The 11,100-nt window shown below is 67.9% G+C and carries 10 protein-coding genes; 7 read left to right on the top strand and 3 right to left on the bottom strand.

All coding sequences use genetic code 11. The features are described 5' to 3' along the window. The first annotated feature begins 85 nt into the window (after positions 1-85). Complete coding sequence (locus IAE58_RS11635; RefSeq protein WP_199933015.1) at positions 86-2,191, top strand: phosphoglycerol transferase I; 2,106 nt, start codon at positions 86-88, stop codon at positions 2,189-2,191. Between the two features lie 332 nt (positions 2,192-2,523). On the opposite strand, the gene IAE58_RS11640 is transcribed toward IAE58_RS11635, so the two are convergent. Together IAE58_RS11640 and IAE58_RS11645 are read right to left on the bottom strand one after the other, a co-directional pair. Next, positions 2,524-4,956 carry a DUF3772 domain-containing protein gene (locus IAE58_RS11640; RefSeq protein ID WP_199933016.1) on the bottom strand — a complete coding sequence of 811 codons (2,433 nt, stop codon included), beginning with the start codon at positions 4,954-4,956 and terminating at the stop codon, positions 2,524-2,526. Between the two features lie 278 nt (positions 4,957-5,234). Continuing rightward, positions 5,235-5,483 carry a hypothetical protein gene (locus IAE58_RS11645; protein WP_108751125.1) on the bottom strand — a complete coding sequence of 83 codons (249 nt, stop codon included), beginning with the start codon at positions 5,481-5,483 and terminating at the stop codon, positions 5,235-5,237. A gap of 183 nt (positions 5,484-5,666) precedes the next feature. Between IAE58_RS11645 and IAE58_RS11650 the strand changes: the two genes are divergently transcribed. The 3 genes from IAE58_RS11650 to IAE58_RS11660 all read left to right on the top strand — a co-directional run bounded on the left by IAE58_RS11650 (position 5,667) and on the right by IAE58_RS11660 (position 8,097). Continuing rightward, complete coding sequence (locus tag IAE58_RS11650) at positions 5,667-6,161, top strand: lipocalin family protein (RefSeq protein WP_199933023.1); 495 nt, start codon at positions 5,667-5,669, stop codon at positions 6,159-6,161. 12 nt (positions 6,162-6,173) lie between these two features. Continuing rightward, positions 6,174-7,385 (top strand): FAD-dependent oxidoreductase, encoded by a 1,212-nt coding sequence (locus tag IAE58_RS11655; RefSeq protein ID WP_199933017.1) that lies wholly within the window; start codon positions 6,174-6,176, stop codon positions 7,383-7,385. 223 nt (positions 7,386-7,608) lie between these two features. Further along, positions 7,609-8,097, top strand: coding sequence for a hypothetical protein (locus tag IAE58_RS11660; protein WP_199933018.1), 489 nt, complete (start codon positions 7,609-7,611; stop codon positions 8,095-8,097). A 73-nt stretch (positions 8,098-8,170) separates the two neighbouring features. Here IAE58_RS11660 and IAE58_RS11665 read toward each other — a convergent pair whose 3' ends face one another. Further along, entirely contained in the window at positions 8,171-8,605 is a 435-nt protein-coding gene (locus IAE58_RS11665) for a PepSY domain-containing protein (protein ID WP_108763108.1), read from the bottom strand. Positions 8,606-8,753: 148 nt separating this feature from the next. On the opposite strand from IAE58_RS11665, the gene IAE58_RS11670 reads away from it, so the two are divergent. The 3 genes from IAE58_RS11670 to IAE58_RS11680 are packed head-to-tail and all read left to right on the top strand — an operon-like array spanning position 8,754 to position 11,025. Further along, positions 8,754-9,050 (top strand): PepSY domain-containing protein, encoded by a 297-nt coding sequence (locus IAE58_RS11670; RefSeq protein WP_234412201.1) that lies wholly within the window; start codon positions 8,754-8,756, stop codon positions 9,048-9,050. Next, positions 9,050-9,709 (top strand): response regulator transcription factor, encoded by a 660-nt coding sequence (locus IAE58_RS11675; protein ID WP_108763110.1) that lies wholly within the window; start codon positions 9,050-9,052, stop codon positions 9,707-9,709. The genes IAE58_RS11670 and IAE58_RS11675 overlap by 1 nt, the downstream gene beginning before the upstream one ends. After that, a complete protein-coding gene (locus tag IAE58_RS11680) occupies positions 9,706-11,025 on the top strand; it encodes a sensor histidine kinase (RefSeq protein WP_199933019.1) in 1,320 nt (439 codons plus the stop codon). The genes IAE58_RS11675 and IAE58_RS11680 overlap by 4 nt, the downstream gene beginning before the upstream one ends. Positions 11,026-11,100 lie beyond the last annotated feature (75 nt).

The raw sequence follows: 11,100 nt of genomic DNA on the forward strand, positions 1-11,100 counted from the left end.
GTGTGTGCTTGCGGCAGCGTCGGTTGGATGGACACGCGTCGGTACGACGTCCATCACCACCACCCCGTCACTGCCGAAGCTGCCTATGCTCTGGATTCTGCTGCTGTCGCTGTTGCTGCTGGCCTGGTTGTTCCTCGCGTCCGATAAGTGGGTGTGGTGGAAGGCTGCCTTGTTCTCGCTGCTGCTGCTGTCGCTCAGTGCCTGGTGGCTGATCGACAAGCTCTCCGGCGATGGCCTGAATGCGGCCACCCTGTACCACCTGGGTGCCGACATGGAAGGCGCCGGCGTAGCCGACTTCAAGGGCTATATCGCTGGCTTCGTGGTGCTGGCACTGGTGTCGCTGCTGCCGCTGTTCGCCACCCGGGTGAAGCGCTGGCGCCGCCCTGGCCGTGGCGCAGCCTGGTTCGCAGGCTTTGCCGTGGTGTGGATGGCAACGATTTTCATCAGTCCGCTGGCACGCGATGGCCAGCGTCTGTACCAGCAGTTGCGCCCGGTCGATTTCGCGCGCATCGCCCCCGAATACCAGGTGCCCACGCAGCCGCTGCAGCGCCCGCGCAACGTGGTGTGGATCTACGGCGAGAGCCTGGAACGCACCTATCTGGACGAGAACGTGTTCCCGGGGCTGATGCCCAACATCAATCGCCTTGCCAGCCAAGCGCTGGATGTGCGCGGCCTGGCCTCGGCCGAAGGCAGCGGCTGGACCATTGCCGGCCTGGTGTCGTCGATGTGCGGCGTGCCGCTGACCACCTCGCCCGGTGATGAAAACAGCATGGACCGCATGGGCAGCTTCCTGCCCAAGGCCGTGTGCCTGGGCGATTACCTGAAGCAGCAGGGCTACACCAACCACTACCTGGGCGGTGCCGACGGACGCTTCGCCGGCAAGGGCCAGTTCCTGGCCAGCCACGGCTTCGATGAAGTGCAGGATCTGGCCTGGTTCAAGCAGCAGAAGAAGATCGGCCGTGCGCATTACTCGCCGTGGGGCGTGCATGACGACGTGCTGCTGGACACCGCCTACCAGCGGTTCGAGCAGCTCTCGCGCAGCGGCGAGCCGTTCATGCTGACCACCCTGACCATGGACACCCACCACCCCGCCGGCCACCTGCCCGTGGCCTGCAAGGGCCAGCGCTACCAGAGCCGGTACGGCAACATCAACATGCTCAATGCGCTGAAGTGCAGCGACCGGTTGATCTCGCAGCTGGTGCAGCGCATCCAGGCCAGCCCATACGGCAAGGACACGCTGATCGTGATCGCCTCCGATCACCTGGCCATGCCCAACGACCTGAGCCACATCCTGACCCGGCAGAAGCGCGAGAACCTGCTGCTGTTCCTGGGCGATGGCATTGCCCCGCGCCAGCTGGCCACCGATACCGGCACCACGCTGGATTCGGGCGCCACCCTGCTCGGCCTGCTTGACCCGAACCTGAAGACCATGGGCTTTGGCCGTTCGCTGATCGACACCGAGCGCGCGCCCAGCGCCAGCGTGGCCACCCGCCGCGATGGCGGCCGCGACTACCCGCAGTACCTGGCCTTCGCCCGTTCGCTGTGGCTGGGCGAGCCAACCCGCGAACTGAAGATCGATGGCGATGACCAGGTGGTGGTGGGTCTGCAGCAGGTGCAGCCGCCGGTGCTGCTGGAGTACGACAAGGACTGGGCGCTGAAGGCGGTGTATCTGGAAAACACTTCGCGCCAGTTCGACGATGCCGACCCGGACAACACCCTAGCCTACGTGGACCGCTGCACGGCATTCGAAGACGGTTCGGCCGACGGCGACTGGTGCGCGCTGCTGGTGAACCGCGACAACGGCATCAAGCTGTACCGCGACGACGATCTGCGCGGTGGCATTGCCGTCGACGCGCCGCTGGAAGCCTTCCAAGGGCCGCGCCCCAGCGTGCGCCAGGCGCACATGATCACCCAGAAGGGCCGCCGCACCCGCGCCGGCCAGTACATGCTGCAGCTGGTGGCCAGCACGCGCCCGGACCGTGGCTTCTGGATCGAAGCGGTGTCGTCGCAGCGCAAGGTGGTGCTGGCGCAGCAGTGGGTGCAGCCCGATGCCGACGGCAAGATCAACGTCTCGTTCGGTCTGGACCACGAAGTGGACGATCTGGAGATCCGCGCGTGGTTGAACCATGCCGAGAAGCTGGCCGTAGATACCTTCGCCCTGGTGCCCTCGCGCGGCAGACCGCGGGGGTAAAGGGGTGTTCGGCGGGGCGGCGCCCTGCACCTGCTCAATGCAACGGCAACGGCAACGTCAAAAGCGGGCATTCCGTGGGGTGGCGGGGCGGTGTCGGTTCCCCGCGGCTGTGGGTAGGTGTCGACCTTGGTCGACACATCTGTCAGATATCGAATTGTTTCTGGGGTCAGATCCGTTTTCCTACGGAAAACGGATCTGACCCCAAGCGCATTCCCCACAGATCGCGGCCAACTGTCGAAGGCCCACGGAATGCGGGCCGTTGCTGTTGCTTCAGTCGAGCAAGCTCGACTCTACGGGGTGCAGGGCTGCAAGCCCTGCAAACAAGAACGCCCTTACTCCGCTGGGGTGTCGCGTACCAGGTGGATGTCGGTCGGGGTGGACAGCGGAATATCCCGTTCGGCCAGGATCTGCAGCAGGCTGAAATACAGATCGCTGCGCGTGCCGTACACCTGCCGCGGGCTGGCCACGTAAGCGAAGCTGTTGAACGTGATCTGGCCACCGGCAATGCTGTCGATGTACACCGACGGTGCCGGCTGCTGCAGCACCGACGTGTGCGCACCATAGGCATCCAGCAGCGCCTGCCGCAGGCCCGCCACATCGGTGCTGGTGGGCACCGCGAACTGGATCTGGATCCGACCCTGGTTGTTGCCCATCGTCATGTTGCGGATCGTCTTGGTGATCAGCTCCGAATTCGGCACGATCAGCGTGGACTTGTCGCCCACCTGGATCTCGGTCGAACGCACGTTGATGCGGCGGATATCGCCTTCCTGGTCACCCAGCTTCACCCAGTCGCCAATCTTCACCGGCCGCTCGGCCAGCAGGATCAGACCGGACACGAAGTTCTGGATGATCGCCTGCAGGCCGAAACCAATACCCACAGAAAGTGCGCTGACCAGCAGCGCCAGGTTCTTCAGGTTCAGGCCCATCGCGGTCAGTGCCCACAGGCCCACCAGGATGATGCCCACGTAGCCGGCAATCGTGCTGATCGAATTGCGCGCGCCCAGGTCCAGCTCGGTCTTGGGCAGGTAGGTGTCGGTCAGCCAGCGCTGCATCAGCTGGGTCAGGCCGATGCCCACCAGCAGCACCAACACACCGGTGACGATGCGGCCGGGCTGCAGCGTCAGGTCCTTGTTGATCACGATGCCGTTGGCCAGCGAGCCGATGCGCTCGACGATCGTGCCGATATTGCCGAACGGCGCCGCCAGCGCCAGCAGCGCGATCAGCACCACCAGGGTGCGCAGCATCGCCGACAGCAGCACACCGGCCTGCTCCAGCCGCGACACGCTCAAGCCGGTGCTGAGCAGGATGGTCTGGCCCACCTTGCTGTCGGCGTTCAGCAGCCAGGTGCAGAAGTCGTCGACGAACTTGAACAGCAGCATGGCGGCCATCACCACGATGGTGCCGCCGATCAGTTGCTGGTTCACGAACTTGGCGAAGTTCACGTAGCCCAGCAGGGTGGCGATGATCGCCGCCACCACCGCCGCGTTGCCGGCCACGCGGGCCAGCACCAGCCAGCTGCCGCGCCGCACCGGCGTCGCCACGGCCTGGCCATCGGCCTGAGCTTCCAGCTTGGCTTCGGCCTCGGCGGTCTGCCGGCGGTGCAGGCGCGCCAGGGTCACCAGCATGGCCATGATCAGGCCCAGGTAAGTCAGCGCGATCACACCGTCCAGCGCCACCGTGGTGACATCGCTGGTGCGCGTGGCGCGGTCGATGGCCACCAGCACCGTGCTCAGCCAGGCCAGCGCTGCAGCGCCCCAGGCGTACTTGCGCAGCTTCAGCGCCGCGGTGTCATCCAGGTTCAACAGGCGCCACGAGGGGCGCGTGGGCACCAGCAGGCAGGCACTGAGCGCGGCAATGAAGGCGGCGGCGAAGGTGGCCTGCTGCACGCCTTCGGCCACGGTCTGCAGGCGCGGGGCGATGGCGCCGATGGCATTCAACGAAGCGATGAACACCACCACCGCGTAGCCCGGCAGCAAGGTGCCCACCAGCAGCAACCACATGGCCAGGCCGGAACGGCGCAGGCGCCCGTCCGGGGCGCGTTCGGACGCCGCGAAACGCCGGCCCAGCGAGCGCAGCCACAGGCGCAGCGGGAACATCATCACCAGCGCGGCCAGCAGGCCCAGCAGCGGAGTGCTCCAGCCTTCCTTGCGCAGGGCAGCGGACAGGGCATCACGGCCCTGGGCGGCCAACGGGGTCACCCTGGACACATCCACCGGCAGCTGGTCGGCCACCTTGCGCCACAGCGAGGGCGACAACGGCGAATCCACCTTCTGGCCCAGCTCTTCGGTGCGCTGGGCGGTGCGCTGCTTGTCGATATCGCTGGCCAACTGGCCGGCGCGCACGGCGCTGGCCTTGGCCTGGGCGATGGACGCGGCAAGCGCATCGCGCTGGCGGGTCAGGTTGCGGCGCTGTGCCGCCAGTTCGGGCAGTTCGGTGGTGCCGTCGGGCGCCGGGCCAAGCTGGGTCAGCTGCTCGTTCAACTGATCCAATTGCGGCTGCAGGCTTTTGTCCAGCGCCTCGGCATCGCGACGCGCCTGCGAAGCGGTTTCGGACAGCATCGCCAGCGTTTCGATGGCATCGGCGGCGTCGCGCTTGCGCTCCACATCCTTCAGACTGGCCTCGATGCTTGCCAGCTGCTGCTTCGGCGTGGGATCGTCATCCTGGGCCAGCACCGGCGCAGCCAGCAACAGCGCACCACACAACAGCAGCGCCAGCGACGGGCCACGTTTCAGGATCGTTCGGAAGAAGGAAAGCAAGCCAGCCACACCGGTTCGCACGGACCACCGCGCCTTCGCGGGACTATACGGCACAGGGGGTAACGCCCGCGTAGAGTCGAGAAAAGCAGTCGAGCAAGCTCGACTCTACCGCAACCCGCAGGCCGCTCTGTCGTAGAGTCGAGCTTGCTCGACTGGCGGGATGTTCGGCACCGCGCGGAAAGCAGTCGAGCAAGCTCGACTCTACCGTAGCCTGCCGCCCCCCTCTGTCGTAGAGTGGAGCTTGCTCGACTGGCGCAATCATCGTCCCACGCCGGCCGCCCGCGCGTTCAGTACTTCAACCGCAACTCTTCCACCTGCGGCTGCTGCGCGGCGTACCAGTCCTGGAATTCTTCCTCGGTAATCTCATCCGGCGCGTACACCGCGATCGGGTGCCAGGGGTGGTCGGTGGGCAGCGGCTGCCGCGGGCCCGCGCGCAGGCTGTAGCTCACGCCCTGGTAGTCCACCAGGTCATCGACCTGCGGCCACTGCTCGCGCGCGAACGCGGTTTCACTCTTCAACAGAATCACCTGGTACATCGGCACCTCCACTGCCTTGGAATCGGAAAAACCCGGCGCTGGCCGCAGCATACCGCCGCGACCGGTACCGCACCTGCACCGCCACGGCGACGCAATGTTCTGGACACCCCCCTCGCCCCGGCTTCACCCGGCCATGGCAGCGGCGTGGGCAAGGTGGGGAACCGCCCGCAACCCCGCATGACCATGACCGACCTGCCGCCGCTGAAGACCGTCACCGACCTCAAGCTGCCCCGCTACCTGGGCACCTGGTACGAGATCGCCCGCCTGCCCATGCGCCACGAGCCGGACGGCTGCACCGACGTGTCAGCGCACTACCGGCTGCTGGACAACGGCAACGTGGGAGTGACCAACCGCTGCCGCATGGACGGCGAAGTGGAGGAAGCCACCGGTGAAGCCAGCGCCGTGGACAACGACAGCGCGCGCCTGGAAGTCAGCTTCCTGCCCAAGGGCCTGCGCTGGCTGCCGTTCGCCAAGGGCGACTACTGGGTCATCCAGGTCGCCCCGGACTACAGCGTGGCCCTGGTCGGCAGCCCCGACCGCAGCTACCTGTGGCTGCTGTCCCGCCAGCCGCAGCTCGATGCCACCGTGCGCGACCATTATCTGGCCACCGCACAGCAGCAGGGCTTCGATCTGTCCGAACTGATCCATACGCCACACACCGGCCACCCCACTGCCTGAGCCCCTGCCCCCATGGACCTGAAAAGTGGCTACCCGTGGTGGGCGGTGCGCAACGGACTGCTGCATGCGTTCCCGCCGCTGCAACAGGACCTGCAGTGCGATGTGCTGGTGGTGGGCGGCGGCGTGACCGGCGCGCTGATCGCCGATGAACTGTGCGGCCATGGCCACGATGTGGCCGTGATCGAGCAGCGCGACATCGGCTGGGGCAGCACCTCGGCCAGCACCGCGCTGCTGCAGTACGAGATCGATACCCATCTGCTGGAACTGGCCGAGCAGTACGGTGCGGACGCGGCCACCCTGGCCTACCGGGCCTGCGCCGAGGCCCTGCCGGCGCTGCGCGATGCCGCTCGCGGCCTGCGTGGCGTGGATTTCCAGCGCATGGACAGCCTGTACCTGGCCAGCCGCAGCCGCGACGTGCCGCGCCTGATGGCCGAGGGCGACGCACGCCGCCGCGCCGGCCTGGATGCCCGCTGGCAGACCCCACAGCGCCTGCGCGAACACTTCGGCGTGGATGCCGGCGGCGCCCTGCTGACCCGGCAGGCCGCGCGCGTGGACCCCTACGCGCTGACCTATGGGCTGCTGCAACGCCTGCAGCGGCGCGGCTGCGGTGTGTACGACCGCACCATGCTGGAGGCCCTGCAGCCCGGCCCACGCGGCGTGACCGCACGCACCGCCGCCGGCGCGGTCATCAAGGCGCGTCATGTGGTGCTGGCCATGGGCTACGGCACCCAGCATTGGCTGAAGCCACGTGTGGCCCGCAACCGCAGCAGCTACGCCTTCATCACCGACCCCATCGATGCGCAGGTGCTGGGCTCCCTGCAGCAGACCATGGTGTGGGAAAGCGCGCGGCCCTATCTGTACCTGCGTGCCACCGGCGAAGGGCGCCTGCTGGTGGGCGGGCTGGACGATGCCATCGACCTGCCTGCGCGCCGCGACCGTCGCGTGCAGGGCAAGGCCAGGCAGCTGATGAAGCAGTTGCTGCACTGGTTCCCGCAGTTGCAGCCGACCCCGGCGTTCTCGTGGGCGGGCACGTTCGCCGAGACGGCCGACGGCCTGCCGTTCTTCGGCCCGCACGCGCAGTGGGGGCCACGGGTGCACTTCGCCATGGCCTACGGTGGTAACGGCATTACGTATTCGATGATCGGCGCCGGGTTACTGCGCGCCGGGCTGGAGCGGCGGCGGCACCCGCTGCAGGGCCTGTTCGGGTTTGAACGGCGGGCGTGACGCCCGCCGTTCGTAGAGTCGAGCTTGCTCGACTGCGCCCAAGACCCCGGTAGAGTCGAGCTTGCTCGACTGTTTCTGCCAACAGCAGTCGAGCAAGCTCGACTCTACAAAAGCGGTGGTGGCTCGACTCTACGGGCCGGCTACAGGCATCATTCAAGCAACGCCTGCTAGCGTCGGCCTGTACCGCCGCGTGTTGCGCGGCCCCTTGCGTTGGAGCGTCGTGATGATCCGCCCCCTGTCCCTGCTGCTGTGCCTGGCCGCCCTACCGGGCGCCGCGTTTGCCCAGTCCGCCGCCGGTGCCACCGCGCCGCAGGCCTCGGGCCTGGACCTGTCGGTTCCGCAGGCGCCGATGCGCTACCTGAACGACCCGTCCCTGCCGCAGGACCCGCCCGGCACCTACTACGGTGACAAGAGCGGCCCGCGCGTACATGACGATGCAAAGATCGCCGACGTGCAGGACGACAAGCTGAAGGTCTCCGGCAGCTTCACCACCGGCATCGGCTATTCGAAAAACACCGGCAACAGCCACTACAACGCGGCCACCCTGAACCTGAGCAAGAACTACACCACCGATGAAGGCAAGACCCGCGGGGTCAACGTCAACATCCATGTGAGCGAAGGCAAGGGCCCCGGGTACTTCGGGCCCTATGGCGGCGGTTACTACGGTGGCGGCCCGGGGTATTGGGATTACCCGCCGCCGTACGGGTGGTAAGCAAATGACTCGGTAGGTGTCGACCTTGGTCGACACGCTCTGCCGACCAGGGTCGGCAGCTACCTACGCTCGGTCAATCCAGCCAGCCGTCGCGCTCGCTGTGCAGGATGCGGCCGTCGTAACCGCTCAGGCGCACTTCCACCTTCTGGTTGCGTGCATTGCGCGCTTCCAGCGACCAGGTCGCGCCATCACGTTCCAGCGAATGGATTTCGCGCAGACCCTGCGCCTGCGCCTTGGCCAGCACCTGTTCGGTGCCCAGCAGCGCACGGCCGTTGTGCTCATCGAAGATTTCACCGGTCTTGGGGTCCACATAGACCTCGCTGAAACGGCCATCGGCGCGGCTGACGTCGGCCTCCCACAGGCCATCATCGCGCTCGATCTCGTGAATCTGGGTGTAGCCGGCCTTGCGCAGGGTCTGTTCCACCTGGGCGATGCCCAGCGGGGCGGCCTGGGCGGCGGGGGCCAGGGCGAGTGCGGCTACGGTGGCCAGGGCGAGGGACTTCAGCATGGGGGTTCTCCTGTTGGGGCCGGACCAGCCCGGCAACACCAGCTTGCCCACGCTGCCTAACAGGCCTTTAGCTGCGCCTGTTAGTCGATGGTTAGCCAACGCTGGCACACTCGCGCCAACTCCCGCTCTGCAGCCATCGCATCACGCCGTGAACGTCTTCCCTGCCCTGTCCCTACTGCTGGCCCTGGCCAGCGCCCCCGTGGCCGCCGGGCCCAGCCAGGACCCGGAACAGCAGGTGGCGCGCCGCGCGGTGCAGCAGGGCCGCTATGTGCCGCTGGAGAGCGTGGTGCGCGATGCGCTGAAACGCCACGCCGGCCAACTGCTGGAAGTGGAGCTGGACGACGGCGTGTACGAGGTCGAGATCCTGCGCGCCGACGGCGTGGTGGTGGAGCTGGACTATGATGCGCGCACCGGCAAGCTGCTGAAGACGGAGCTGGACGACTGATGCGCATCCTGCTGGCCGAGGACGATGAGGCCCTGGCACTGCGCCTGCAGCCACTGCTGGAACAGGCCGGCTACGTGGTGCAGGTGGTGGCCGATGGCCGCCAGGCCGAAGAAATCGGACAGGTGGACGACATCCAGGCCGCCATCGTCGATCTGGGCCTGCCCGGCCTGGACGGTCTGAGCGTGATCGAGCGCTGGCGCAGTAACGGCCGCACGTTCCCGGTGCTGGTGCTGACCGCGCGCGGGCGCTGGCACGACAAGCTGGCCGGTTTCGACGCCGGTGCCGACGACTACCTGACCAAACCCTTCCAGGCCGACGAACTGATCCTGCGCCTGCGGGCGCTGATCCGCCGCAGCCACGGCCACGCCAGCCCGCGCCTGCAATGCGGCCCGCTGCAGCTGGACGTCAATGCCGGGCGCTTCGAGCTGGACGGTGAGGCGCTGGCGTTGAGCCCACAGGAATTCCGCCTGCTGAGCTGCTTCATCCACCACAGCGGCCAGGTGATCGGCCGCGACCGTCTGGGCGAACACGTGTTCGATGGCGGGCTGGACCCCGATTCCAACGCGCTGGACGTGCTGCTGGGCCGGGTGCGGCGCAAGCTGGGGGTAGACCTGATCCAGACCGTGCGCGGCCAGGGCTGGCGGCTGGCCCCGCCGTGAGCGGGCAGCCCTCGCTGCGCCGCCGCCTGCTGCTGGCCGGCGGCGTGGGCCTGCTGCTGGTGTCGGTGCTGGCCAGCGCGCTGCTGGGCGAGCTGTACCAGCGCAGCGCGCGCGACCGCCTGGACCAGGAACTGCAGCAGGACATGCTGACCCTGCTGGCGCAGGCAGAAATCGGCGCCGACGGCCAACTGCACCTGCGCCAGGAACCCAACGATGCGCGCTTCCAGCGGGTGTTTTCCGGCGCCTACTGGCAGGTGGCCGATGAAGCCGGCACGGTGCTGCTGCAGTCGCGCTCGCTGTGGGACGAAACGCTGCCGGTTGCCGGCAACGGCCCGGCAACGCGCGACCTGCACGGGCCGTTGCAGCAATCGCTGCGCGCACGCGTGCAGCGGGTGCGCCTGCCGCGCGCCAGTGGCCCGTACCTGGCCGTGGTGGCCACCGATCGCAGTGCGTTGGACGCTGACGTGGCGACCTTCCGCCAGCGCACGGCCATCGCACTGGCCATCCTGGTGGCGGCGTGGCTGGCGGTGCTGGCCAGCCAGGTGCACTTCGGCCTGCGCCCGCTGCAGCGGCTGGGCGCGCAACTGGAGCGCGTGCGCCGCGGTGAAGCGCAGCAGATCGATACCACCGGGCTGGGTGCAGAGATCGCGCCGCTGGGAGAGGAACTGAACACGCTGCTGGACCACCAGCAGCGCATGGTGGCGCGCGCACGCACCAGCGCGCAGGATCTGGCGCACGCACTGAAGACGCCGCTGAGCGTGCTGGCAGCCGAAGCGGACGGCGACGGCCACGACTGGCGCCGCACCCTGCGCGAACAGGGCACACGCATGCAGGCCAGCGTGGACCGCTACCTGGCCGCGGGCATCAGTGCCGACCACCGCCAACGCACCGAGGTGGAACCGGTGGCACAGGCGCTGTGCGGCCTGATGGCGCGCGTACACGGCGAACGTGGGGTGACCTTTGTTGCCGAGGCGATGGCACCGGCACTGCGCTTCGCAGGCGCGGGCGAAGACCTGGAAGAAATGCTGGGCAACCTGCTGGACAACGCGGGCAAGTGGGCCACGCAGCAGGTGCGCGTTACCGCGGTGGCCGAAGACGGGCAGCTGCGCATCGACGTACGCGACGATGGCCCCGGCCTGGCCGCCGAGGCGCTGGCGCGGGTGACCGAGCGCGGCGTGCGCCTGGATGAGCGCGCCGGCAGCAGCGGCCTGGGGCTGGCGATCGTGGGCGATATTGCCGCCAGTTATGGCGGGCGATTGGCGTTGCAGAACGCACAGCCGGGGCTGCGGGCAACGTTGTGGTTGCCGGTGGGGTGACACCCCGCTGCGCTCGCCGGGCATGGCCCGGCGCTACCACCGTTGGTGCACAAACCGGTAGCGCCGGGCCATGCC

The organism is Stenotrophomonas sp. S49, assembly GCF_016624905.1.
Taxonomy (GTDB): domain Bacteria; phylum Pseudomonadota; class Gammaproteobacteria; order Xanthomonadales; family Xanthomonadaceae; genus Stenotrophomonas.

Excerpts from the sequence above, each read along its gene's own strand:
- IAE58_RS11655 (WP_199933017.1), top strand. The coding sequence starts at position 6,174 with ATGGACCTGAAAAGTGGCTACCCGTGGTGGGCGGTGCGCAACGGACTG.
- IAE58_RS11675 (WP_108763110.1), top strand. The coding sequence starts at position 9,050 with ATGCGCATCCTGCTGGCCGAGGACGATGAGGCCCTGGCACTGCGCCTG.
- IAE58_RS11660 (WP_199933018.1), top strand. The coding sequence starts at position 7,609 with ATGATCCGCCCCCTGTCCCTGCTGCTGTGCCTGGCCGCCCTACCGGGC.
- IAE58_RS11665 (WP_108763108.1), bottom strand. The coding sequence starts at position 8,605 with ATGCTGAAGTCCCTCGCCCTGGCCACCGTAGCCGCACTCGCCCTGGCC.
- IAE58_RS11635 (WP_199933015.1), top strand. The coding sequence starts at position 86 with ATGCTCTGGATTCTGCTGCTGTCGCTGTTGCTGCTGGCCTGGTTGTTC.
- IAE58_RS11650 (WP_199933023.1), top strand. The coding sequence starts at position 5,667 with ATGACCGACCTGCCGCCGCTGAAGACCGTCACCGACCTCAAGCTGCCC.
- IAE58_RS11645 (WP_108751125.1), bottom strand. The coding sequence starts at position 5,483 with ATGTACCAGGTGATTCTGTTGAAGAGTGAAACCGCGTTCGCGCGCGAG.